General features: G+C 68.6%; 21 protein-coding genes and 1 pseudogene. 7 read left to right on the top strand and 15 right to left on the bottom strand.

Features of this window, described 5'->3' with window-relative positions; genetic code table 11:
• Positions 1-23 precede the first annotated feature (23 nt).
• Positions 24-824, top strand: a complete 801-nt coding sequence (locus tag AB0F43_RS29730) for a L,D-transpeptidase (RefSeq protein ID WP_360484056.1) — start codon at positions 24-26, stop codon at positions 822-824.
• Positions 825-1,014: 190 nt separating this feature from the next.
• Entirely contained in the window at positions 1,015-1,236 is a 222-nt protein-coding gene (locus tag AB0F43_RS29725) for a hypothetical protein (protein ID WP_360484053.1), read from the top strand.
• A 5-nt stretch (positions 1,237-1,241) separates the two neighbouring features.
• On the opposite strand, the gene AB0F43_RS29720 is transcribed toward AB0F43_RS29725, so the two are convergent.
• The 9 genes from AB0F43_RS29720 to AB0F43_RS29680 all read right to left on the bottom strand — a co-directional run bounded on the left by AB0F43_RS29720 (position 1,242) and on the right by AB0F43_RS29680 (position 11,050).
• Positions 1,242-2,126: a hypothetical protein gene (locus AB0F43_RS29720; RefSeq protein ID WP_360484049.1), complete on the bottom strand. Its 885-nt coding sequence runs from the start codon at positions 2,124-2,126 to the stop codon at positions 1,242-1,244.
• 12 nt (positions 2,127-2,138) lie between these two features.
• On the bottom strand, positions 2,139-3,515 hold the full coding sequence (locus AB0F43_RS29715) for an amidase (RefSeq protein ID WP_360484046.1): 1,377 nt from the start codon (positions 3,513-3,515) through the stop codon (positions 2,139-2,141).
• Between the two features lie 90 nt (positions 3,516-3,605).
• Positions 3,606-4,373: an SDR family oxidoreductase gene (locus AB0F43_RS29710; RefSeq protein ID WP_360484043.1), complete on the bottom strand. Its 768-nt coding sequence runs from the start codon at positions 4,371-4,373 to the stop codon at positions 3,606-3,608.
• A 19-nt stretch (positions 4,374-4,392) separates the two neighbouring features.
• The gene (locus tag AB0F43_RS29705; protein ID WP_360484041.1) at positions 4,393-5,826 is read right to left on the bottom strand and encodes an aldehyde dehydrogenase family protein; all 1,434 of its coding nucleotides are present in this window, start codon (positions 5,824-5,826) and stop codon (positions 4,393-4,395) included.
• Positions 5,823-6,680, bottom strand: coding sequence for an ATP-binding cassette domain-containing protein (locus AB0F43_RS29700; protein WP_360484038.1), 858 nt, complete (start codon positions 6,678-6,680; stop codon positions 5,823-5,825). Before AB0F43_RS29700 ends, AB0F43_RS29705 begins: the two co-directional genes overlap by 4 nt.
• A complete protein-coding gene (locus tag AB0F43_RS29695) occupies positions 6,673-7,668 on the bottom strand; it encodes an ABC transporter ATP-binding protein (protein WP_360484035.1) in 996 nt (331 codons plus the stop codon). The genes AB0F43_RS29700 and AB0F43_RS29695 overlap by 8 nt, the downstream gene beginning before the upstream one ends.
• Positions 7,669-7,744: 76 nt before the next feature.
• Positions 7,745-8,563, bottom strand: a complete 819-nt coding sequence (locus AB0F43_RS29690) for an ABC transporter permease (RefSeq protein WP_360484032.1) — start codon at positions 8,561-8,563, stop codon at positions 7,745-7,747.
• Positions 8,560-9,510 carry an ABC transporter permease gene (locus tag AB0F43_RS29685; protein WP_360484029.1) on the bottom strand — a complete coding sequence of 317 codons (951 nt, stop codon included), beginning with the start codon at positions 9,508-9,510 and terminating at the stop codon, positions 8,560-8,562. Before AB0F43_RS29685 ends, AB0F43_RS29690 begins: the two co-directional genes overlap by 4 nt.
• A 10-nt stretch (positions 9,511-9,520) precedes the next feature.
• Positions 9,521-11,050 carry an ABC transporter substrate-binding protein gene (locus AB0F43_RS29680; RefSeq protein WP_360484026.1) on the bottom strand — a complete coding sequence of 510 codons (1,530 nt, stop codon included), beginning with the start codon at positions 11,048-11,050 and terminating at the stop codon, positions 9,521-9,523.
• A 194-nt stretch (positions 11,051-11,244) separates the two neighbouring features.
• Here AB0F43_RS29680 and AB0F43_RS29675 point away from each other — a divergent pair, with 194 nt between their 5' ends.
• Genes AB0F43_RS29675 through AB0F43_RS29665 form a run of 3 tightly spaced genes read left to right on the top strand, consistent with a single transcriptional unit; the run spans position 11,245 to position 15,095 of the window.
• A complete protein-coding gene (locus AB0F43_RS29675; protein ID WP_360484023.1) occupies positions 11,245-12,003 on the top strand; it encodes a FadR/GntR family transcriptional regulator in 759 nt (252 codons plus the stop codon).
• Between the two features lie 51 nt (positions 12,004-12,054).
• The gene (locus tag AB0F43_RS29670; protein ID WP_360484020.1) at positions 12,055-13,704 is read left to right on the top strand and encodes an FAD-dependent oxidoreductase; all 1,650 of its coding nucleotides are present in this window, start codon (positions 12,055-12,057) and stop codon (positions 13,702-13,704) included.
• The gene (locus AB0F43_RS29665) at positions 13,704-15,095 is read left to right on the top strand and encodes an ATP-binding protein (protein ID WP_360484017.1); all 1,392 of its coding nucleotides are present in this window, start codon (positions 13,704-13,706) and stop codon (positions 15,093-15,095) included. The genes AB0F43_RS29670 and AB0F43_RS29665 overlap by 1 nt, the downstream gene beginning before the upstream one ends.
• A 68-nt stretch (positions 15,096-15,163) precedes the next feature.
• Here AB0F43_RS29665 and AB0F43_RS29660 read toward each other — a convergent pair whose 3' ends face one another.
• The 4 genes and pseudogenes from AB0F43_RS29660 to AB0F43_RS29645 all read right to left on the bottom strand — a co-directional run bounded on the left by AB0F43_RS29660 (position 15,164) and on the right by AB0F43_RS29645 (position 20,274).
• Positions 15,164-15,661: a hypothetical protein gene (locus tag AB0F43_RS29660; protein ID WP_360484738.1), complete on the bottom strand. Its 498-nt coding sequence runs from the start codon at positions 15,659-15,661 to the stop codon at positions 15,164-15,166.
• 342 nt (positions 15,662-16,003) lie between these two features.
• Positions 16,004-16,153 (bottom strand): annotated as a pseudogene (locus AB0F43_RS29655) (type IV toxin-antitoxin system AbiEi family antitoxin domain-containing protein); the annotation flags it as partial.
• Between the two features lie 179 nt (positions 16,154-16,332).
• Positions 16,333-16,905: a hypothetical protein gene (locus tag AB0F43_RS29650; RefSeq protein WP_360484014.1), complete on the bottom strand. Its 573-nt coding sequence runs from the start codon at positions 16,903-16,905 to the stop codon at positions 16,333-16,335.
• 804 nt (positions 16,906-17,709) lie between these two features.
• Positions 17,710-20,274 carry an MXAN_6230/SCO0854 family RING domain-containing protein gene (locus tag AB0F43_RS29645; protein ID WP_360484011.1) on the bottom strand — a complete coding sequence of 855 codons (2,565 nt, stop codon included), beginning with the start codon at positions 20,272-20,274 and terminating at the stop codon, positions 17,710-17,712.
• A 405-nt stretch (positions 20,275-20,679) separates the two neighbouring features.
• Between AB0F43_RS29645 and AB0F43_RS29640 the strand changes: the two genes are divergently transcribed.
• A complete protein-coding gene (locus tag AB0F43_RS29640) occupies positions 20,680-21,924 on the top strand; it encodes an MFS transporter (protein WP_360484008.1) in 1,245 nt (414 codons plus the stop codon).
• A 78-nt stretch (positions 21,925-22,002) separates the two neighbouring features.
• Here the strand turns inward: AB0F43_RS29640 and AB0F43_RS29635 are convergent, their stop codons facing one another.
• Entirely contained in the window at positions 22,003-22,200 is a 198-nt protein-coding gene (locus AB0F43_RS29635; protein ID WP_360484005.1) for a DEAD/DEAH box helicase, read from the bottom strand.
• Between the two features lie 120 nt (positions 22,201-22,320).
• Here AB0F43_RS29635 and AB0F43_RS29630 point away from each other — a divergent pair, with 120 nt between their 5' ends.
• Positions 22,321-23,655 carry a GGDEF domain-containing protein gene (locus tag AB0F43_RS29630; protein ID WP_360484002.1) on the top strand — a complete coding sequence of 445 codons (1,335 nt, stop codon included), beginning with the start codon at positions 22,321-22,323 and terminating at the stop codon, positions 23,653-23,655.
• On the opposite strand, the gene AB0F43_RS29625 is transcribed toward AB0F43_RS29630, so the two are convergent.
• Entirely contained in the window at positions 23,652-24,629 is a 978-nt protein-coding gene (locus AB0F43_RS29625; protein WP_360483999.1) for a zinc-binding dehydrogenase, read from the bottom strand. The genes AB0F43_RS29630 and AB0F43_RS29625 overlap by 4 nt on opposite strands.
• Positions 24,630-24,706: the final 77 nt, after the last annotated feature.

The raw sequence follows: 24,706 nt of genomic DNA, 5'->3' as shown, positions 1-24,706 counted from the left end.
CAATGCTGAGGGAGAGGGGAATCGTGTCTCGTCGACGTGGTTTGGTAGCCGGTGCCGTCGTACTGTCGTTCGCTCTGGTCGGCTGTTCCGATGTAGCCGCCACTGAGTCCGGTCCAGCCGCTACCCCATCGTCGAGTACGTCGTCGTCGAGTACGCCGGCCACCAGCACGACCCCGTCCAGCACTCCGAGCCCGACGCCGACCGCCAAGCCGACAACGACGACAAAGCCAAAGCCCAAGGTGAAGCAGAATCCGCAGTACTACGCACTGCGGGTGGAGCGCCAGCTCGACAAGCTCGGGTATCCGGTCGGCGACGTCGACGGTGACATCACCGTCCGGGCGAAGCAGGCGTTGTGTGCGTGGCGTGAGACGCACGGGATGCCGGTCAGCCGCAAGGGCCTCAGCCTGGCCGACGCGTACTCGGTGCTCAACGCAACCAGGAAGCCGACGCCGACCCGTGAGCCCGGGATCTACGTCAACAAGACCTGCCAGGTCGCGTACCAGATCGTCGGCAAGGCCTACAAGCGGATCGTCTGGGTCTCGACCGGTGCCCCCGGCCACGAAACCCCGAACCGCACCGGCAAGGTCTGGCGCAAGTGGGCCGGCGCGCACGAGAGCAGCCTCTACCCCGAGGCGTACATGTACGACTCGCTCTACTTCCTCCGCGACCGCCCCGGCATCGCGCTGCACGGCTCCCGAGTCAACTCGCTGGTCAAGCCGTACCCCGCCAGCCACAGCTGCGTCCGCGTCCCCCGCCCCGAAATCAGCCAGATCTTCAACGAGACCCCCATCGGCACCAAGGTCCAGGTCTACGGCGACTACTGACGGCACCCGCTGGAACAGCACGGCACACCGTTGGCAGAAGTCAAAGCCTCCTTCACGTCCACACCTCTGGACCGATCGATCGGCGAGACGATCACGACCTGGCCGCGACCTGTGCCGCTCGTGCGGCAGGTGGGCGATGCCGTGCCTCACTGCGCACGCTTCACGCTGCGCCAAAGGTAGGCGGGGGTCGATGACCATCGATGCCACGCGGCTTGCAGTTCCCGGCCTCACCGACGGCATAGCCGTGCGGGTTACTTTCCCCGAGCCAGGTCAGGATCTCGTCCAGTACCACCTGTACGCCGTGCGCGGCGACCATGCACTCGACTGGGCTTACGGCCCGGACCTCCCCGATGCGACCGCGCTGCAACTGGCACGCAAGGCGATCGCCAAATTCGAAGCGGCTGTCGGGTAGCCCTCTCACTCGTGGTGTTTGTCGGCGCGGCCGAGGTGGAGGCTTGGCTGGGGCTCGTAGGGGTTCTTGGGGAGGGTGGTGAGGAGGTCGGGGAGGTTGAAGGTTTCGAAGAGGGTCAGGTCGAAGAAGGCGACGGCGTGCATGATGCCGGTGGCGGTGAGGGTGAGGACCTGGATCTGGAAGGCTCGGTGGATGTCGTCGGCCGGGTCGCGCATGTAGACGGCGAAGCCGGGCTGGCCGTTGGCTTTGAGTGGGACCAGGATCTGGTCGCCGGCCTCCTTGGCCGGGCAGTGGGTGGAGATGAGCCGGCCGATGTTGCGGGCGCCGCGGAACCATGAGGTGAACGGCGGCATCTCCCAGATCGTGTCGTCGGTGAAGAACTCGACGATGGCCGGTACGTCGTACTGCTCGAAGGCCTCCTGGTAGCGGGCGAGCAGGACCGGATCCGGTGGCGGGCCCTCCCGCGAGCTGAGGTGGACCGGGGAGACGGGACCGACGAGGTCGGTGATCCGGTCCGGCGACCAGCCTTCGAGGTCGTGCAGGATCACGGCGGCGCGCTCGGGTGCGGGGAGGCGCTGGAGCGCGGCGACGTACTCGAGGTCGATGGGCCGGTCGTCGGCGAGGTCGTCGGGGATCGGTTCGAGCCAGAGGACCTCGGGGCGTTGGTGGAGTTCGCCCTCGGGGTCGTTGCTCGCGGCGGCCAGGTCGGTCGGGAGCGGGCGGGACGCGGCCAGCGGCAGACAGGCCAAGGTGGCTGCGGCCAGGCTGTCGGTCCGCGCGGCGACCTCTTGGGCTTCGGTGATGGAGCCGAGCATCCGGTAGCAGTGCGAGATCAACCCACGCTGTGGTTGGTCAGCGCGGGGCGGCGTCACCTCGTCCCAGCCGTCCATCAGACCGATGCCTCATCCCGTCGGCCAGTCTCTCCGCTCCGCCTGCTGACTGTCCAGGTACGCCGCCAATCCGAGCGCGGTCAGGTCCTGATGGTGCGGTACGGCGAGCTGCGCGCCGATCGGAAGCCCTGACGCCGACCAGCCGACGTTCACCGTGGTCGCCGGGTGCTGGGACATGTTGTACGGCACCGTGAACGCGATGTGCTCGAACGGCTTCGACGGATCGTCGGTCGGGTAGGCCAGCTCCGCCGGGAAGGCCGTGATCGGTGTGACCGGCGAGAGGATCACGTCGTACGACTGGAAGACCGTGCTGACGGCCAGAGCCATCGCACCCATCTGGCTGTAACCGTGGAACACGTCGAACCCGGACAGCTCACTGGCCGTCGCAACCCAGGCGCGGATCTCGGGAAGGACCTTGGCCCGCCGATCCTCCGGCAACGCGGCGATGTCCGCGGCCGACCGGACCCGCCAGAAGCGGTCCAGCCCGTCGAGCATCTCGCGGGTGATGATCGGTGCGATCGGCTCGACGGTCGCCCCGCCCTTCTCGAGTACGGCGGCCGCCGACGACACGGCCGCGGTCACTTCGGGATCGACCGGGAGGCCGAGGCCGGCATCGAGCAGGAGTGCCACACGGAGGCCCTGGACGGTCACCTCCTCGGTGTACGCCTCGTCCACAGCCCGCAACGAGGTGTGGTCGCGTGCGTCGTACCCGGACATCACCGACAGCGCGAGCGCCGCGTCGGCCGCCGTACGTGTCAGCGGACCGATCGCCCGCCCCGGGTACGGGTTGCCGACCGCCACTCGTCCGTGGGTGGGCTTGATGCCGACGACACCACACCAGCCGGCCGGCAGCCGGATCGAGCCGCCGATGTCGGTTCCGAGGTGCAACGGCCCGTAACCAGCCGCGGCGGCCGCGGCGGCACCGGCGCTCGACCCGCCGGCCGTCTTCGACAGATCCCACGGGTTGCGGGTGAGGGGATGGAACGTCGAGACACCGGACGAGAGCATCCCGTACTCCGGCATCGTCGTCTTGCTGAAGATCACCGCGCCGGCCTCGCGGAGCCGGGCCGCGGCCGGCGCGTCCTCGGCAGCCGGGACCAGCTCGGTCGCCGCCGTACCTTGTGGCACCGGAGTGCCCCGGGTCGCGATGTTCTCCTTGACCGTCGCCGGTACGCCGTCCAGCACCCCGGCCGACCCATCACGCCAGCGGCGTTCCGACTCGCGGGCGGCGGCCCGAGCGCCGGCCGGATCGAGCGCGTACGTCGCGCAGATCCGCGGCTCGAGCTCCTCGACCCGGGCGAGCACATCCTCGATCACCTCGACGGGTGACAGCGTTCCGTCGCGGAACTTCGACAACAACTCAGTCGCGGTCAAGTCGGCGGAGCTCATGCGCGTCCTCGCTTCGCTCCGGGCGCCCATGAGGCACGAACGACACTGTGCTCGATGATGAACTCGCTCCGCTCGTTCATGCAGGCTCCCTCAGTTGGGTGGGTCGAAGCGGCCGTCGACCGCGGTCCAGCCGCCGTCGACCGCGATCACGCTGCCGGTGACGAAGCTGGCGGCGTCGGAGGCGAGGTAGACGACCGCCCCGGCGAGCTCGTCCGGGCGGGCCCAGCGACCCAGCGCGCCCTTCTGCGCGTAGGCGTCGTACCAGGCCTTGTTCGCCTTGATCTGCGCGGTCAGCGGGGTCTCGACGACGCCGGGTGCGATCGCGTTCGCGCGTACGCCGTTGGGCCCGAGCTCGGCGGCGGCGGTCCGGAGCAGCTGCACCAGCCCGGCCTTGGTTGCCGCGTACACCGACTGGCCGGGCTCCACCGTCGTACCCCGGATCGAGCTGAACCCGATGATGCTGCCGCCCCCGCGCTCGGCCATCTGCTTGCCGAAGGCACGGATCAGCTGGAACGACGCTCGCAGGTTGAGGTTCACGACCCGGTCGAACTCTTCCCCGGTGTAGTCGAGGATCCGCTTGCGCACGTTCGTCGCCGCGGTGAACACGAGTACGTCGACCGGCCGGAGCTCACTCACCGCCCGTTCGACCGCCTCGTCATCCAGCACATCCAGTTCGTACGACGGGAGTCCGCCGGCAGCGGCTGTTTCCTTGGCGGCGGCGAGGTCGCGGTCGGCGCAGGTGACGTGGGCGCCGTGGGCGGCCAGCGCCAGGGCGCTTTCGCGGCCGATGCCGCTGCCGGCGCCGATCACCAGCGCGTGTTTGCCGTCCAGCCGGAACAGCTTGGTGTAGTCCGTCATGCTTCCCCCTTGGGCATGATCAAGTCCTCGGGCGGATGATGGCCATCCGGGTCGTGGTCAGTTCCTCGATCGCGAAGCGCGGTCCCTCCCTGCCGATGCCGGAGTCCTTGACGCCGCCGTACGGCATCACGTCGGAGCGGAACCCCGGCACCTCGTTGATCACCACGCCGCCGACGTCGAGCCGGTCGATCGCGGTGAACGCGGTGTCGAGCGAGGACGTGAACACACTTGCGTGCAGCCCGTATCGGGACGCGTTGACCGTCGCGTACGCGGTCTCGAGGTCCGGCACCGACCGGACCGCGACCACTGGCCCGAAGATCTCCTCGTCCCAGGCAAGCTGACCGGACGGCACATCCGTCAGCACGGTCGGCCCCACGAGTTCCCCGTCGTCCGAGTAGGCGACCTTGGCACCGGACGCCACCGATGCGTCGATCCACTCGCGGACCCGGGCCGTCGACTTGGGGTCGATCAGCGCCGACACCCGCGTGGACGGATCGCGCGGATCACCGACCACCACCGACGGCAGCCGCTCGTCCAGCTTCGCGAGCAGCGCGGCTCGAACGCTCTCGACGGCAACGACTCGCTGCACCGAGATGCACGCCTGACCGGACGCGTAGTACCCGCCGCGGATGATCGCGTCCGCGGCCGCGTCGAGATCGGCATCCTCGGCAACGATCAGCGCCGAGTTCGACCCGAGCTCGAGGAGTACCTTCGTCGGCGCCGCGTCCCGGGCGATCTGGTGACCGACCGCGGCCGAGCCGGTGAACGACACCGCGCCGATCCGCCGGTCCGTCGTCAGCACAGCGCCCACGTCCGCTCCCCCGGTCACCAGCTGGACGGCGGATTCCGGCGCACCGGCCTCGAGCAGGGCCGAACGGATGAGATGCACGAGCCACAACGTCGCGAGCGGCGTCTGCGGCGCGGGTTTGACGATCACCGGGCAACCGGCGGCGAGCGCCGGCGCGATCTTGTGCGATGCCAGCAGCAACGGATAGTTGAACCCGGTGATCCCGACCACGACACCGATCGGCTTCCGCACCCAGAACCCGACCAGCCCGTCGCCACTCGGCAGCAAATCGAGCGGCACCGTCTCCCCGTGCAGCCGAGCGACCTCCTCGGCCGACGTCTCCAAGGTCAACAAGGTGCGATCGACCTCGACCCGGCAGTCCACCAGCGGCTTCCCGGTCTCCAGCACGAGCAGGTCGACGAACGCGTCACGCTCGGCCGAGATCGTGGCATGCACGCTCTGCAAGGCCTTCCGGCGTACGTACGACGGCAGCCGGCCGACTGTGTCGCGAACGGCGAGGGCGAGGTCGAGCGCCCGCCGGGCCAGGTCCACGTTTCCGACGGGAGCGTCCGTCACCGTCGAACCGTCGTACGGGAAGATCACCGGCTCGGTGGCCGGTGCCTCGACCCAGGTCTCTCCGATCGGTAGGCCGGCTGGGTACTTCATCCGGGTTCTCCCTTCGCTGCGAGGAGGTCGGTGGTGGTTGCTCCGGACAACGCTCTGTGCAGGGTGGGGATGGCCGAGACAAGGCTCCGGGTGTAGGGGTGCTGCGGCGCGGCGTACACGTCACCGGTGAAGCCGGTCTCGACGATCTGGCCGGCGTTCATCACGGCGACCCGGTCGCAGACGTGCTTCACGACCGACAGGTCGTGGGAGACGAACACCAGCGTGAGGTTCAGCTCGTCGACGAGATCCGAGATGAGATTGAGCACCTGGGCGCGGACCGAGACGTCGAGCGCGCTGACCGGCTCGTCCGCGACCAGGATGCGCGGACGCGGGGCCAGGGCACGCGCGATCGAGATGCGCTGCCGTTGGCCGCCGGAGAACTGGTGCGGATACCGGTCGCCCGCGTCGGCCGACAGCCCGACCGCTTCGAGCAGCTCGCGGACGCGCTGGCCGGAGGCCGGATGTCCTTGAACGACAAGAGGTTCGGCGATGATGTCGCGGACGCGCATGCGCGGGTCGAGTGAGCTCATCGGGTCCTGGAAGACGAGCTGGAGGTTCTTGCGCAGGAACCGCAGCCGGCGTTCCGGCAGCCGGGTGATGTCGGTGCCTTCGACAACGACATGACCGGAGGTCGGATGATCGAGCGCCGCGATGATCCGGAGCAGCGTCGACTTGCCGCAGCCCGACTCGCCCACGATGCCGAACCGCTCGCCCTCCTTGACCTCCAGGTTCACACCGCGCAACGCGTGGACGACGGGAGCCGCGCGGAGCAACGACGTACGCGGGCGGGTGTAGTTGCGCACGACATCGATCAACTGGATGGCGGGCGGTGCGTCCGGCTCGTGATCAGACATGCGCAACCTCCGCGGGGTGATGGCAGGCGAAGCCCGTGGCTGGAATGCCTTCCCACTCCGGAGTGGTGGCGCAGACGTCGGTGGCGTGGCGGCAGCGGGTGCGGAACACGCACCCGGACGGGAACTGGCCGGCCGACGGCACGTTGCCCGGGATCGTGGTCAGCCGCCGTTCAGACGTTTCGAGGTCGGACGCCGCGAGCAATCCCTCGGTGTAGCGATGACGTGGCCGGGTGAACACCTCATTGACCGGCCCGGACTCGACCACGCGGCCGCCGTACATGACCAGGACGCGCTCGCACACGGTCGCGACGACGGCGAGGTCGTGGGTGATGAACAGCAAGGCGGCCTCACGCGCGACCACGCCCTTGACGATCAAGTCCAGGACGAGCGCCTGCACGGTCACGTCGAGCGCGGTGGTCGGCTCGTCGCAGATCAGCAGTGCGGGATCGTTGGCCAGGGCAAGCGCCAGTACGACTCGTTGCCGTTGGCCGCCGGAGAGTTGGTGTGGGTACGCGCGCATCGTCTCGGTCGGCAACTGCACCCGCTCGAGCAACTCGATCGCCGCTGCCCGGGCGGCGCCCCGGCCTGGACGCGTCCGGTGGATGAGCATGGCTTCCGCGATCTGGTCGCCGATGCGCATCGTCGGGTTCAGCGCGGTCATCGGCTCCTGGAAGACCATCGCCAACTGCCGTCCCCGCACTCGCGACATCCGGCGTTCGTCCGCACCGATCAACTCATGATCGACTCCGGTCACCCGGACCGACCCGGACGCGATCACGTCCTCGGGCAGCAGTCCGAGCACGCTCAATGCGGTCAGCGACTTCCCCGATCCGGACTCGCCGATCAGCCCCACCCGCTCCCCCGGCCCGACGGTCAGATCCACATCGGACACGAGCGTCTTGTCCCGCACCGTCACGGTCAGCCCGCGAACGGTCAGTACGTCGCTTGTCGCCGTCCGGACGGGCGACTCAGCCAGGGCGTCGCTCATCCACGTCCTCGCTTCGCTCCGGGCGCGGATGAGACACGAGGCGCGCTGTGCTTGATCATGAACTCGCTCCGCTCGCTCATCGGCGGTCCTCCAGTTTCGGGTCGAACCGGTCGCGGAGCCCGTCGCCCAGCAGGTTGAAACCCAGTACGGCGATCGCGATCGCCACGCCCGGGAAGATCGCCAGCCGCGGCGCGCTGAACAGGAACTCCTGGCTCTCCTGCAGCATCCGCCCCCACGAGGGCGTCGGTGGCGGTGTGCCGTAGCCGAGGAACGACAGTGCCGCCTCGGCCAGCACCGCGATCGCGAACGACACCGACGCCTGCACGGTGATCAGGCTGGTCACGTTCGGCAGCACGTGTCGTAGGGCGATCGGGAACGGCCGTCGCCCGGCTGCCCGGGCCGCGAGCACGTACTCGGTCCGCATCACCTGCATCGCCCCGCTCCGGATCACCCGGGCGAAGTTCGGCACCGAGGCGATGCCGATCGCGACCATCGCGGTCAGCGTGCTGGCCCCGAACACCGCACCGAACATGATGGCCAGCAACAACGCCGGGAACGCGAGCAGCAGGTCGTTGGTCCGCATGATGATCTCGCTCGGCCACCGCCGCGCCATCGCGGCCAGGATCCCCAGCGGTACGCCGATCACCGCGGCCACGCCGACCGCGACCACACCGACGAACAGCGTGGTCCGCGACCCGACCATGATCTGGCTGAGCAGGTCCCGGCCGAACTTGTCGGTCCCGAACCAGTGGTCCCACGACGGCTGGGCCAACCGGACCGCCGGGTCGACGAAGGTGGCGTCGTACGGCGTCCAGACGAACGAGACCAGCGCCATCACCACGATCAGCCCGACGATCACGCCGCCGGCGATCAGGCTCGGATTCAGCCGCCTCATCGTGACCCCACCCTCAGCCGCGGATCCAGCGCGACGTACAGGAGATCGACCAGGAAGTTCACCAGCAGTACGGCGAACACCAGGACCATCACGACGTCCTGGACGAGAAGCAGGTCGCGGTTCGACACACCGTCCAGCAGCAGGCTGCCGAGCCCGGGAACGACGAACACGCGCTCGACCACGACCGCGCCGATCAGCAAGGTCGCGAGCTGCAGACCGAGCACCGTCACGACCGGGACCGCTGCGTTGCGGATGCCATGCCGCCACAACGCCGGAAACGGTCGGAGCCCTTTGGCCCGGGCGGTCCGCAGGTAGTCCTCCCGCAGTACGTCGAGCACCGCACTGCGCACGTAGCGAGTCAGTACGGCGCCCTGCACCAGGCCGAGCGACAACGCCGGCATCACCAACTGCCGCAGGAACATCCCCGGATCCTGCGCCGGCGGTGTCCAGCCGTTCGCGGGCAGCCAGCCGAGCTTCACCGCGAACACCATGATCAGCAGGATGCCCGCGAGGAACGCCGGTACGGCGACGCCCACCTGGGAGATCGCGGACAGCGCCAATCCGGAGATCTTGCGGTGCCGTGCCGCCATCACCGTGCCGGCCGGCGCCGCGACCACCAGCGCGATGATCATGCCGGCGACCACCAGCCACAACGTCACCTGGAACCGGTCGACGATCTGCGGCCCGATCTCGGCCTTCGACACGTACGACGTGCCGAAGTCGCCGCGAAGCAGTCCGCCGAGCCAGTCGAAGTACTGCGTCGGCAGCGGCCGGTCGAGACCGAACTGGCGGCGCAGTTCCGCGACGGCCTGGTCGGACGCGTTGACGCCGAGGGCGACCCGGGCCGGGTCCCCGGGCAGCACCGCCAGGAACCCGAACACGAGCACCGAACTGACCGCAAGGCTGACCAGCAGCACCGCGGTGCGCTCGATCAGGCGGAGAATCATCGGTCAGTCCTCAGGAGCGGGCCAGCTTGGTCAGGTCGAAGTTCTCGGTGATCGCGTTCTGCGGCAGCCCGGTGACGTTCTTGTCCGCGACCATCAGGTTCGGCAGCAGGAAGAGCCAGTCGGCCGCGGCCTGCTCGGAGATCCGCCGGGCCGCCTTCTTCATGTTGTCGACCTGCGCCGCCTCGTCACCCGCGTCCGCCGCGGCCAGGTGCTGCTGCAGGGTCGGGTCGTCGTACCGGGTGTAGTACTTCGGGCTGAAGACCGTACCCAGGTCGCGCGGCTCGACGTGCGCGATGATCGACATGTCGTAGTCGGCGTTCTTCAGCACCGTGGTCAGCCACTGCGCCGGGAACTCCTGCTGGTCGATCGCGACCTTCAGCCCGGCCTGCTCCAGCTGGCTCTTCACCACCTGGCCGCAGGAGATCGCGTACGGAAGGGTGGGCAGCCTCAACCGCAGCGTCTTGCCCGCGGCACCCGATGCCTGCAGCAACGACTTCGCCTTGGCCAGGTCGAACGGCGCGACCCCGGTCAGATCCTCGTACCACGGGTCGGTCGGCGGGACCATGCTGCCGATCAGCTTGCCCCGGCCGGCCCAGCAGGTGTCCAGCAGGGCCTTGTGGTCGATCGCCATCCGGATCGCCTGCCGGGTCCGGATGTCCTTGAAGATCGGCTCGGAGTTGTTGAACGACAGCAGCACCTCGCCGTTCGTCGTCCCCTCGATCACCTGGTACTTGTCGTTGCTGGTGAACTGGCTGAGCGCCTCCGGCGCCTGCACGGTGCCGATCACGTTGATGGTCCCGGTGAGCAGCGCGTTGTTCAGCGCGGTCGGGTCCTTGAAGTACTTCAGCGTGATCTGGTTGAAGTACGGCTTCTCGCCCCAGTAGTCGTCGTTGCGCTGCAGCACGATCGAGTCGCCGCGGTTCCACTTCGAGAACTTGAACGGCCCCGTCCCGATCGGCGCCGTGGCCAGCGCGCTCACCCCGGTCTCGGAGAACATCGCACCGATCCGGGTCGTCATCCGGAACAGCCAGCCGTTGCTCGGCTTGGTCAAGGTGACCTGCAACTGCGTCGGCGACAGCGCCTTCGCTTCCTGTACGACGTCCATCGCGGCGGCCAGCGACGTCGTCCAGGCCGACTTCACCCGGTTGATGCTGAACACCGCGTCGGCCGCGGTGAACGGCTTGCCGTTGGTGAACTTGGCGTTGTCGACCAGGTCGAAGGTGTAGTTCTTGCGGTCCGGCGAGACCGTCCACGACTTCGCCAGGGCCGGCACGATCTTGCCGGAGTCGTCCTGCTTGACCAGGCGCTCGTACACGTTGCCCAGCAGCGCCTGCGGGATCGCGGCACCATCGGTGGTGGTGAAGTCGAGGCTGGCCGGCTCCGCGACCAGGCCGATCGACAGGGACTGATCGCCGCCGGGCGAACTGCCGGGCGTCGTACTCGAACCGGCCGAGCAGCCGGTCAGGACCAGGAGTGCCGCGGAGGCAAGGACCGCGATCGCCCGGCTCGGCAGCCTGCGTTTGATGAACTGGGACTTCATGCGAACTCCTCCAGTGCTGCCGGCTGTCCTCGCCGCATTCTGGCGATCTGTGCGGAGTCCGCCGGCCGGGGCCATGCCGATCCGGCGCGCTCCGCCGTACGGCTGTAACTGGTCCGACCAGTGGACTAGGTGTCAGTGGTCCACTAGGTTTTATCGCTACGCAGGGGTCTGTCAAGCGATTGGGGTGCTCCGGAATGACCAAAAATCCGCGATTCCAGCCGGTGCAGCCAGTCCGCGCGTACCAGCGGATCGTCGAGCAGGTCGAGGAGGCGCTCGCCCGGGGTGACCTGGCGCCCGGTCAGCGGTTGCCGAGTGAGCGCGAGCTGGTCGCGCAGTTCGCGGTCAGCCGGTCGACGGTGCGTGAGGCGTTGCGGGTGCTGGAGAGCAACGGCGTGGTCCGGTCGCGGCCCGGTGACCCGAACGGGCCGGAGATCCTGCCGTTCTCCCAGACCGCGCTGCGCAAGCAGATGGTCCGGCTGGCGCGGGTGGACGAGCTGACGCTGAGCGAGCTGATCGGCTTCCGGATGATCATGGACGGCGCCGCGATCCAGGTCGCGTCCCGGCTCCGCACCCCCGAGGAGCTGGCCGAGATGGAAGAGACGCTGGTGGCCATGCGGGCCGCGATCGACGTCGACTTCGAGGCGTTCAGCGAGGCCGACCTGGCCTTCCACGACGTGATCGCGCGGATCAGCCGCAACTCGCTGATCCAAACCTGCAACGACGTCGTCCGCGGCGTCGTACTCACCCTGATCTCGGACAAGATCGCGCACGCCCAGAACAGTCGTGCCCTGATGCTCGAATCGCTGCAGCACCACGCCGAGGTGGTCAAGGCGATCCGGGCCGGTGACGGTCACGCGGCCGCCCGGCTCGCCCGGCAGAACATGTACGACTACTACGCCGGCTACGTCCCCGAGCCGGAGCGCGAGACGCTGCGCGCGCTCATCGACGACTAGAGGCTGTCGTGTCATGCTGGGCTGACAGTTCACTGCTGTGGGGGGCACCGCGTGAGCAAACCAGCGATTCTCTCTGTCGACGACGACCCGATGGTCTCGGCCGCCATCTCCCGTGACCTGCGCCGGCGGTACGGCGCCGAATACCTTGTCGTGAAGGCGACATCGGGTGAGCAGGCCCTGGCTGCACTGACCAGACTCGCCTTGCGTAACCAGCCGATCGCCCTGATCGCCACCGACCAGCGGATGCCAGGGATGACCGGCATCGAACTGCTCGAACGCGCCCGGGAACAGGCACCGACCGCGAAGTATCTGTTGCTCACCGCGTACGCCGACACCGAGGTCGCGATCAAGGCGATCAACGACATCGGCCTGGACTACTACCTGCTCAAGCCCTGGGACCCGCCGGAAGACCAATTGTTCCCCGTCGTCGACGACCTGCTCGGCGACTGGCAGCAAGCGAACCCCGAGCACACCTCCGACGTCCGCGTGGTCGGGAACCGCTGGTCCGACCGCGCCCACGACATCAAGACCTTCCTGGCCCGCAACCACGTCCCCTATCGCTGGTACGACGTCGAGCGCGACGCCGAGGGGCAACGGCTGCGCGACCTGGCCGATGCCACAGACAACGATCTTCCGCTGGTCCTCGTCCCCGAGGGCGACACCCTCCGCTGCCCCTCCACAGTCGACCTGGCCTCCGCCCTCGGCCTGCGGACCCGCGCCGAGCAGCCGCTGTACGACGTGTGCATCGTCGGAGGCGGTCCCGCGGGACTGGCCGCAGCCGTCTACGCGGCGTCCGAGGGGTTGAGCACGGTCATCGTCGAGCGCGAGGCACCCGGCGGACAGGCCGGGTTGAGCGCGGCGATCGAGAACTACCTCGGATTTCCCCGCGGCCTGACGGGCTCCGACCTCGCCGCCCGGGCAGTGGCGCAAGCCTCCCGCTTCGGTGCCGAGATGGTGCTGGCGCGAGGCGTCGTCGGACTCGAGTCGCGCGGACCGGTGCACGCCGTACTGCTGGAGGGATCCGGCGAGATCGAGGCTCGTTCAGTGATCATCGCGACCGGCGTCTCGTACCGGAGCCTTGACGTCAACGGACTCGCCGACCTCACCGGCCGCGGTGTGTACTACGGAGCCACGGCCAGCGAGGCGAGTCAGTGCCAGGGCGACGAGGTGTACGTCGTCGGTGCCGCGAACTCAGCGGGTCAGGCGGCCCTGAACCTGGCCCGCTTCGCCAAGCGGGTCGTGCTCCTGGTCCGTGGCGAGACCATGACGACGTCGATGTCGCGCTACCTCGTCGACAAGATCACCGCCGCCGCGAACATCGAGGTCCGCTGCCGCACGGTGGTCACCGGTTGTGGTGGCGATGGGCATCTCGAGTCGCTGACACTCGCCGACCGGGCCTCGGGCCGGATCGAGGAAGTGCAGGCGAGCTGGTTGTTCGTCTTCGTCGGTGCTTCGCCGCGGACCGAGTGGCTGGGTGACACGCTGGTCCGTGACGGCAAGGGCTTCATCGTCACCGGGCCGGAGCTGGTCGCGATGGATCGCTGGCCGCTGACACGACCGCCGTACGCGTTGGAGACGAGCCTGCCGGGGGTGTTCGCGGCCGGCGACGTCCGGCTCGACTCGATGAAACGCGTCGCGTCCGCCGTCGGCGAAGGCGCGATGTCGGTCTACCTCGTCCACCGCTACCTGGCGACCGTCTGATGAACATCTCCGACCTGCGCGGGATCCCGCTCTTCGCCGGACTGACCGACGAGCAACTGGGCGAGCTGATCGACGGCAGTACCGAGGTCCCGATCGAGCCGGGTGCCAGCTTGTTCCACGAAGGCGAGCCGGCCGACTTCTGGTGGGTGCTCGTCGACGGTGCGATCGCGCTGCACCGCAAGATCGGGCGCGAGGACACCGTGATGGGCAAGATCGACGTACCCGGCCGGTGGGCCGGCGGGTTCCGGGCCTGGGACGAGCACGGCGTCTACCTCGCCTCCGGCCGTGGAATCGCCGAAGGGCGAGTGCTCCGGGTGCCGGCCGACGTACTGCGCGAGCGGATCGACGACTGGTTCCCACTCGGCGGGCATCTGATCAAGGGCGTGTACGGGACCGCGCGCGCGATCGAGTCGGCAGCGCGGCAGCGGGACGCGCTGATCACCCTGGGCACGCTGTCGGCCGGGTTGGCGCACGAGATCAACAACCCCGCCGCCGCGGCCGCCCGCTCGGTCAGCGCCCTCGACACTGCTTGTACGTCGCTGCTGTCCGCGCTGGCCCGGCTCGCCGAGGGCGAGATCACGGCCGCTCAGTTCAGCGCGCTGGACAAGCTGCGGGTCGAGGTGGCTTCGTCGGATACGACGGCTCCGGATCCGGTCGACCTGGCCGACGCCGAGAACACGATCTCGGAATGGCTGGATCGGCACGACATCGAGCGGGACTGGCTGATCGCGCCGCCACTGGCCGCCGCCGGAGCAACTCTTGAGTGGTGTGAACGGGCCGAGTCGGTCCTGGGCGACGCTTTGGAGCCGGGACTCGAGTGGGTCGCGAGCACGCTCGCAACGTCGACTTTGCTCGGCGAGGTGAAGGAGTCGACCCGGCGGATCTCCGAGCTCGTCGCCGCGGTGCGCTCGTACTCTCAGATGGACCGCGGCTCGATCCAGACGATCGACGTCACCGAAGGCATCGAGAGCACGTTGGTGATGCTCGGCCACAAACTCCGCGACGGGATCGAGGTGATCCGCGCGTACGGCGCCGACGTACCCCGGATCGACGCGTACGCCGGTGAACTGAACCAGGTGTGGACGAACCTGATCGACAACGCGGTCGACGCGATGGACGGCACCGGCACCTTGCGGATCACCACCCGGGCCGAGGGCGACCGGATCGTGGTCGAGTTCACCGACACCGGACCAGGCATGTCGCCGGAGGTCGTCGCCCGGGCCTTCGAGCCCTTCTACACCACCAAGGACGTCGGCAAGGGCACCGGCTTGGGCCTGGACATCGCCCAACGCATCATCACCGAACACCACGGCGGCACCATCACCATCACCTCCCACCCCGGCGAGACCACGGTCTCAGTCCGCCTCCCCCACCAACCCACGGCGACTTGAGCCCGGTAGCTGCCGTCTCCCAGTCGCTGGCCGTGTGGTCGCTGGCGTCTTGTGTCACCGATGGCGTGTTACAACCCGCCAGTGGTGACATAACCCGTCAGCGACGACGGGCGCGAGCGGTTGATCGCCCGGTCGAGGCGAGCTCGGAGGTGGGGTGGGTGGTTGAGGTCTGGCCAGGTGGCGCGGACGACCTCGTAGCCGAGGTCGCGCAGGCGGTCCTCGCGGACCTTTTCCGCGATCAGGGCGGCCGGAGCACCACCGCCATACTTCACGGCGCCGTCGAACTCGACCACGACGCCCCAGTCACTCAAAAGGAAGTCGACGCGTGCGACCAACCGGCCGGAGGTGTCGTAGATCTCGGCCTGCGGGATCGGGGCGGGGAACCCGAGCTCCGCCAGCAGCACCCGCAGCCGTGACTCGCCGACCGACTCTGCCCGGCCGTCGGCGAACTGGACCGCCCTGGTCGCCGACCTGATGCCGGGCCGGTTGGCGAACAGCTCCAGAGCGTCGCTCAACTGCTCCACCGTCGCCACACGCAGCCGAAGCGCCAGATCGACCACTGACACACCAACCGGGTACGACGTTGCGCGAATTGCCTCCACCACAGCTCGCGCACCACGTGTCACCCGGACGCCATCTACCTCGGCCCACTCACAAACCGGCGGACGAGCCGCGTGCTGACAAACGGAGTCACCGGACCGTCCGCTGCCCGTCAGCCTGGTCACATGCACCCGCGTGAGTTCGAGCTCAGACACCGTGACTCCATGGAGCAGCAGTGCGGACTGGTGGCTCACCACAGCCCGCCCGCCAAGACGCTGGTAGACAGCCTTGGCCGTGCGAACGTGCCGCCACACCTCCCGATCCCAGCTAGCCATGGCCTCAACCTCAGACCCGGGCTCGGCATAGGCACCGCGCGTGAGGCGCACCCACTGGCCCGAAGCCACCCGACTCCGGATCTCGGCGTCCGAATACCCCGCGGCGAGTACGTCGTCCCGCGCGAACCAGCCGCCGCGGGCAGCCGCAATCACCTTGAGTTTTCCATTCACACCCAAGAACATGCCGCATTAGGCCCACGCCCCCGCCGTCCACTTTGAACCTGTGGACAGCCTGCCGCGGCTGACCCACATCGACGGTGGCTGGCGGATGACTGGTTGCCTGTGACTGGTTGCCAATGACGGGTTGTTTGACCGCTGGCGGGTTACAGCAGGTCAGCGGTCAAACAACCGGTCAGCCGGGGTCAGGTGTCGTGCTCGAGGATTCGGACTCGGGGGACTTTCAGGACCTTGCGGGCCTTCGTGGTCCAGTCGGAGCAGAGGAAGCTCGCGGCCGTCTCCGGCCAGGCGACCACCACGACCTCGTGGCACTCGGTTCTCCTGACCAGGGTCATCAAGGCCAGCAGGACCTCGCCGTGCGTGATGGAGACGTGCACCGGACGTCCGCTGACTGTTCGAAGCCGGCGCGAACTGTGCTCGATCACCGACGCCAGGTCGACAGCGGGGTCAGCGAGCGTTCCCGCCGTACTGGACCTGCTCACAGCCGGCGGGCCGGATGAGGTTAGCGTCGCACCGAATCTCGTGGGGGGCGGGGCCGTGACAGGTTCGGCGACGGGCGAGGCGGCGGTCAGACCGGCCACGTCGGCGAAACTCGACCCCAGCAACGCCATCGGGCCACCGAATCCACTCTCCGGATGGCTGGAGACGAGCAGGTGGTACTGAACGGGTTCCTCGTACCTTGCGTGCAGGGCGGCAACGCGGCGCGCGTCGCCCTCGCTCATCTCCCGCTCGATGAGCACCACCACGTCGTATGTCATTCGTGGCTCCCTTCGCAGTCAATTCCGTTGTACCCCCGCTCCCCGGCCAGCCAAAGCAAAAGACCCCCCGCGTCACAGAATTGTCAAACTCCCCAGCCAACCCCCACCCCGCTAGTCCCACCGGGTGTACACGTCAGCTCACGGGCGCGGGTGGGCGCCAGAGCACGGGTGGACGTATCAGCCGGCGAGCGCGGCGGGACGACGCGGAGTGCACGTCGTCTCACATGCGCGGATGGGCGCACCGGCTGGCGAGCGCGGCGGGGGCGCGAGGTGCACTCAGCTCCCGCGCGGATGGCGCACCAGTTCGCGAGGACGGCGCGGGTCTGCGCATCAGCCTCGCGACCGCGGCCCCCGCCCGCACACACGTGCACACCAGCCCTCCACGCACACCCACGCTGACGTGCACCCCGCCCTCCACGCCCGCCCACACACTCATGCACGCCGCCCTGCGTGCACACCCACGCTGACGTGCACCCACGCTGACGTGCACACCCTCCCGCCGCGCCCGCATTCCGCGCCCGCCCTCGGCGCCCACACATACGCACGCCGCCCTCCGTGCAGCCCACACTGACGTGCACACCCGCCCGCCGCGCCCGCCTTCCGCACCCGCCCTCGGGCGCCCACACATACGCACGCCGCCCTCCGTGCAGCCCACGCTGACCTGTACACCGCGCTCCGCGCCCACCCACGCTGCTGTGCAGACCCGCCCTCCGCGCCCACCCACGCTCCTGTGCATACCCGGGCTGCAGCGTGCCCGTGCTGACGCCCGGTCGCGCTCTGGAGTTGACCCGCAGGCCCCGGGGGTCAGTTGGGGAGGTTTGCGGGGGTCTGGGCTCGGGTGTCGGGGGCGAGGGTGGTCAGGAGGTGGGGGGCGTCGATGAGGGTGTGGGTGGCGGGATCCAGGAGCTGGGGGTGGAGGGCGTAGACCTGGGCGCCTGCCCGTGGAGTGATGTCAGCGCTGAGTACGGCGGCGAAGTCGGAACGCTCGGCGGCGTCCTGGTCCCAGGCCCGGTCCGGCTCCAACCGGGCGGTGAGGCGGCGGGCGAAAGTCGAGAGATCCTCAGCCGGATCCCGCAGGTAGCCGACCACCGAGCCGTCTGCACACCGCACGACGACCTCGTCCGACCGCGCGGCGGCGTGCCAGCAGCAGACCTCCCACAGGCTCACCCGGTCCCCGGCGCCGTGCACTTCCTCCATCGTCGCCGCCATCAGCGCCAGGTGACGGCCGTACCGCACGATGTTGTGCCCGTACCCGGCCGCGCTGAGGTTGACGTCGTACCAGCGCAGTTCCTTCGTCTGCAGGTCCACGCCGAACGGGAGCAGGATCTTCGCCGGCCCGGCCAGGTCGAACCGCTCCCCAACCGCGGCCGGATCGAACAGCCCGGTCGGCTGCCGCATCACCCCGACGAACCCACGCTCGAGCTCGTCGAACGGCACGTTGTTGTAGCTGAACACGACGGGCAGCACGTACCGGCCGCCGACCCGCCGCACCGCCCGCAGGTCCAGATCCACGAACTCCGTCGACCCATGCGGCCCCGGCGCCGAGGTCAGATCACCCGAGTGCACCAACGCGTCCTGGTCGAACCGCAGCCGCGTGTAGTCACACAGCCCGACAAAGCCCCACCCCTCGTCGAACACCGCGACCGACAGGTCAAGATCCACACGCCGCCCGCGCGGCTCGACCCAGTGCAGGAACAACCGCAGCAACTCGTCCTGCGGGATCGGCACCGCACTCCCCCGCGTCATCCGCAGCAACGTCGACGACGCACTTCGCTCCGAGCCAGGCGCCGCCAGCCGAGCAAGCTCCTCGTCCAGGAAGACCCGCCGCAAGCGCGGCAAGCCCGTTGCCCGCCGCAACATTTCCCCCACCAGTACGCCGGACAGCGCGGTGGCGAGCTCGGTCGGCAACGGCTCCCGCTCGTCCACCGACGTCCAGATCCGTGCGGTCCCACCACGAGGGAAGAACAGCCGCAGATCGCCCGGTGGCGTGCGGACCTGACCGAGCGCCGCCGTGAGCACCACCGGCGACACGTCCGAGACAGCCGTCGCCAACGCATCCACCAGCGCACCGTGCTGATCCGCCGGCAACGCCCGCGCCAGCTGCACCAGTCGCCGTACCAACTCCCCCGGCCGCTGCCGCAACAGGTCGAGCGCATGCCCAGGCCTGGTCTCGAAAGCAGCCTCGACCCGGGACGCGAAGGTGCTCGTACTCAGCCGCCCGCCCTCCACGCGGACAAAGGGATGCCGGGCAGCCTCCCCCGCCACCGCTCGCCCTGCCGCCGTGCTCAGATCGAGATTGGTACGGCGCAGCACCGCGAACGCTAGCGCGGCGAGCGGGTGACGCGTCGCGAACTCGAACGGGTGCAGGTTCTCCGCGATCCGCTTCCAGGCCCGTTCGTGCCGGCGCATGTCCTCGATCAAGGTCTCGGCCGGCAACCGGTCGAGCCGCGCCAGCACCAGCCGCCGAATTGCCCGCGGCAACGACTTCCGCCGGACCGGCGGCGTCCGCAACCCTGGGTCGGCGTCCATGAGTGCATAGAGGAGCCGCAGTACATCGGTCGCCGTACTGGCGCGATCGATCACCTCAGGGTGGTCGCGGAGGAAGTGAGCGAGGACCAGCGCCCGCGTCTCCCGGACCGGGATCTCGTCAGGCAGCCACGAAGGGTCCGCTTCGGACAGCAGAACTTGCAGATCGGCACGATCCACAGCAGACAGCGGCGAGCGCCGTACCAGCAGGGCATCGACTGTCGTCCGGACCGCGTCGGCCGGCGCCACGGTCAGCAACCGCAGGCGGTCGGAGCGCACGTGGGCGGGCTGCACCTCGTCGAACGACGGCTTCAGGAACGGATCGTGGGGATTGATCCGGCGCAGGCACAACGGGCAGGCACTGAAGGCGGAGCCGTCCCAGCACGTCCGGCAGACCAGGTGCGCGCAGGGCGAGACGGCGTGGACCGACTTCGCATCGCCGCAGAGCACGCACGGCTGCTCCGGCTCCTGCAGCAACCGCGCGAAGACCCTGTTGATGTAGAAAGCCTCGGTGTTGCCCGGCACGCTCTCCGGGAAGCCGCGGAACAGTGGCACATGCTGCTGGTCGTGCCCGGACTCCGCGTCGAGCAGCTCGAGCAACGCGCGGCCGAAGCCCGCCAGAGCAGGCGCCGACAAACCGGAGCAGTGGCGATACAGCGCCACAGACAACAGGAAGCCGCGCTGAACCAGCTCGGCCTGCAGAGCGGACAGCCCCGACTGGATCGTGAGCGGGCGACGCAGCCATCGCCAGGCGGAACGCCGGACCGATGGAGTGAGCGTGGTCGGGTCGACCAGCCGCCGGCGGCGCAGCAGTACGGCGGCCTGCGCGTGCTGATCCGGCATCACGGCACCTCCCCAGTGGCTCCGGCTCGACTCCATGGAAGAACGCGCCAGGGGCGGAGAGCGAACGCGCTACTTGGCCTGGTGAAGGAGAAGGAAGCACGTCCAGGAGCCGCCCCTGGCACTGAGAACGCTACCGGGCGCCACCGACAGTTTTTGTCGGACCGGCCGACGACAGGGGCCGGACAAAGAAGAGCTCCGGTACCAGGGTCGGGGCCGCCCCGCCCAGACCCCGGTACCAGAGATCTCCAGAGTAGAACCTTCATCCAAATCGGGCGCCACCGGGTTCACCATGTGGCACTGATGCGCCGCGATCAAACCTTTGAACCATCCTCCTGCCGCTGCAGGGAAACCCTTTCAGTCACAGGCGGGAGGTGTCACGCCACGGATTGTGGTTAAGGTCAAAGTATGGAGGGTGGGGTGATCGAGCGTGCCCGCTGGCGGGACGTGTTCAGTCACGCGGAGTTCAGGGCGTTGTTCCTGGCCGGCGTACTGTCCGTCGTGGGCGACCAGCTGGCTCGGATCGCGCTGTCCGTGCTGGTCTTCGACCGCACCGAGTCCGCCGGTCTCACCGCCCTGACTTATGCGCTGACTTACGTGCCCGACCTGGTGTTCGGGCCGCTGCTCGCCGGGTTCGCCGATCGCTACCCCCGCCGCACTGTGATGATCGTCACCGACCTGGCTCGCGCCGTTCTCGTTGCAGCGATGGCGATTCAGGCTCTGCCGCTGCTGGTCGTCATCCTGCTCCTGCTCGCCGTGCAGGCTTTCGGTTCGCCCTTCAACGCTGCACGCGCTGCCACGCTCCCCGCCGTACTGCCAGGGGATCACTACGTGCTGGGCAAGGCTGCCAACGACATGGTCGTGCAGTTCAGCCAGGTGCTCGGCTTCGGCACCGGTGGTGTCGTCGTGGTCGCAGTGGGTACATCAGGTGGTCTGCTGCTGGACTCCGCCACTTTCCTGCTGTCCGCGGCCCTCATAGCCTTCGGCGTACGACGCCGCCCGGTGCCGACCCGTGGCACTAACGAGCCACCGGGCACCTACTTCAAAGAACTCGCCTCCGGCTTCTCACTGGTCGCCCGTACGCCAAAACTGCGCACGCTGGTCGTGCTGGCGACCATCGCCGGGTTCTACGTGACTGTGGAGGGTCTGGCGGTCCCCTACGCGCATGAGATCGGTGGAGGGACCGAAGCCGCCGGCCTGCTGCTCGCCGCGAGCCCGGCCGGTGCTGTCGCGGGTATGTGGCTGATCACTCTGCTTCCGCCTGAGCGGCGGATGGGAATTCTGGGGCCGCTTGCCGTCCTGGCCTGTGCACCACTGATTGTCTGCTTCCTGGCGCCGGGCCTGCTGCCCACGGTCGCGCTGTGGGCCGTGTCCGGTCTGGCCTCGGCGTACCACTTACCGACCAGCGCGGCCTTCGTTCAGGCCGTGCCGGACTCACAGCGCGGTCAGGCCTTCGGAGTCGCCAGCACGGCGTTGAAGAGCAGCCAGGGCGTCGGCATCCTGCTGGCCGGCCTGATCGCGGACCAGTCGTCGCCGTCGTTCGCGCTGGGCGTCACGGGCGCCGTGGGCGCGGTGGCGGCCCTGGCGGCGGGCACCGCCTGGACACGCGCCCGCCGATCCGGGACCGGCTCCCCCGAAATGGCGACCGGATGAGCGTCCGGAGATTCAGGGAATACCTCCGGACGGACTCCGTAAATTGTCAGTAAAGAAATGTCGGGAGTGTTCGGGCGGTCACCACTCGTTACCGGTGGTGAACCACTCGTTACCGGAGCCGCCCGGCCGCCGGAGCCACTCGTTGCCACTCTGCGTGAACCACTCGTTCCCGCCGCGGAACCACTCGTTCCCGCCGTGCAGCCACTCGTTCCCACCGCCGGTGAACCACTCGTTGCCGCCGTTGAACCACTCGTTGCCGGTGCTGATCTTCGACATGGTGCTGATCCTTCCTTCGCCATCCGTCAGATGGATTTATGCGGGCCCGGGGATGACCTCGCGTGAACGGGCAGTTACTATTACGGAATAACCGTTCAGGTCTATCCGTGTGAGGCCACCATGATTCTGATCGGTCGGAGCAATTGGGTGCCACCCCGCCGGTGGAAGCTCTGGTCGTTGCCGCGTCCTGCGCTGAGCTATGTGCTCGGCGTCGACGCTGTCGCAGTCATAATCACCGCCTTGGCTCTGGCCTCGACGGTCTCCGGCGCCGGAACCGGCGTCAGGCCGACCGAGTGGGCCGCTTTCGCGGTGCTGGCAGCCGCCTCGGTGCTCCATCTGGAGTCAGCCCGCGGGATCGAGCGCCGACGCGAGATGGCGGCGAACACTTCGCCTTACACCAATCTGAAGAGTCTTTGGGTCTTCGCCGGCCTGCTGCTGCTTCCGCTCAGTCTGGTGGTCGCACTGATCGTCGTGTCCTACGGGTACTCCTGGATCCGGGTCTACGGACGGACGATTGCGCACCGCAAGGTGTTCTCGGCTAGTACTTTCATCCTGGCCAGCGCGGCCGCTGCCGGCGTACTGCGTGGTGGCGGCCTGCTGACCGAGCCCCGTGTCCCGACCGGGCCGTGGACGCTGCTGGTCGTGGTGGGTGCTGCCGCGACCTGGTGGCTGGTGAACTTCGCGCTGGTGATCGGCGCGATCCTGCTCTCCTCCCCCGACGCCACCGCCCGCGGCGCCCTGGGTGACCTCGCCGACCAGCTTGTCGTGGTGGCCGGTCTCGGACTCGGTGTGGCGGTTGCCGCGCTGCAGGCGTCGTACCCGTGGGTGGTACCGATCCTGATGGTGACTGTACTGACGCTACACCGTGACCTACTGCTACCGCAGTTCCAGCGCGCTGCAGGTACTGACGTGAAGACCGGTCTGGCGACTCCGGCGTACTGGGCCAGTGCGGTGCCGGCTGAGCTGGCTCGTGCGGAGACCCTGCGCAGCTCGGTCGGTCTGCTGATGCTGGACCTGGACAAGTTCAAGGAGATCAACGACACCTACGGCCACCCGGCTGGGGACCAGGCGCTGCGTGCGGTCGGTGAGTGCGTGCGTGCGGAGGTCCGGCAGGGCGATCTGGTCGCTCGAGTCGGTGGCGACGAGCTGGCCGTGCTGCTGCCCGGTGCCTCGGAGTCTGAGGTGCTGGAGGTGGCCGAGCGGGTCCGGGACCGGCTCAGCACGTTGAGCGTGTCAGTGGATACAGCCACTGCGTCCACTGCGGTGATCACCGGTGTGCCGGCCTCGTTCGGTGCAGCGGTGTATCCGGATGTCGCTGACACCATGGACCAGCTGGTCCTCGCGGCCGACAACGCACTGCTCAGTGCGAAGCGGGACGGGCGCAACCGCATCGTCGCGGCCCGCCCGACCCCACCTGCTGTTACCGACCACTCGGACCAGCCGGTCGGCGACTAGCCTCGTACGCGGATAAGCGCCTTGCCTAGCAGGGTGCGCTGCTCCAGGGCCGTGTGGGCGTCGGCCACGTGGTCGAGGTCGTAGACCTTGTCCACCACGGGTTTGAGGTCACCGGCGACGGCTCTGGCGATCACGTCGGCCCCCGTGATCGTCGTACTGGTGGTGTCGGCTCTGAGATCGTTGATGCCCTTCACCGTGATGCCGCGTCGTTCGGCGTCGTCTGCGTCGTATGCCGCGAAGTCGCCGCTCGGGGCGCCATGGGCGGAGAACCAGCCGCCGTCCTTGACCACGGTGAACGCGGTCGCGCCGAGCTGACCGCCGGCGCCTTCGAAGACGATGTCCGCACCTTGGTTGCCGGTTGCCTCGAGCACCAACTTCTCCCAGCTCGGCTTCGAGTAGTCGATCACCACGTCCGCGCCCTGTGCCTTGCTGAGGTCGAGTTTCGCCTGCCCGCGCGCCGCGGCGATCACGTGTGCACCCGCGCTGTGGGCCAGCTGGATCAGGAGCAGACCCATGCCGCCCGCGGACGCCGTGATCAGCACCTCCTTGCCCTGCATCGGCGGAGCGAGGTCCTCCAGCATGAGTGCGGTGAAGCCATCGCCGAAGACCGCGATTGCCGTTTCCAGGTTGAGTTCGGCCGGGACTTCGACCAAGTCGGTGGCGTTGGCTCGGGCAAGCTCGGCTTGCGCGCCGAAGCCGAAGGCGCGGCCGAGTACGGTCTTGCCGATCCAGTCGGTGGACACGTCCGGGCCGACTGCGCGGACCGTGCCGGCGAGTGAACTCCCTGGCACGTACGGCGGCCTCACGTCGAAGTAGTCACTGTGCTGGCCTTGCCGGATCGCGGTGTCGACGAAGATGACGTCGGCCACCGCGACCTCGATCAGGGCCTCGCCGGCGCCCGGCACCGGGTCGGGCCAGTCCTGGGTCTTGATCACCTCGGGACCGCCGAACTCGGTTACTACAGCTGCTCGCATGGCTGCTCCTTGTGGGTTCTTGAGTGCTCTGAGACTGCAACCTCAACGTGAGTTGAGGTCAAATCCGGCGGTTGTCC

The organism is Kribbella sp. NPDC023972 (assembly GCF_040639075.1).
Lineage (GTDB): Bacteria > Actinomycetota > Actinomycetes > Propionibacteriales > Kribbellaceae > Kribbella.
This window is presented reverse-complemented; position numbering and strand designations above follow the sequence as displayed.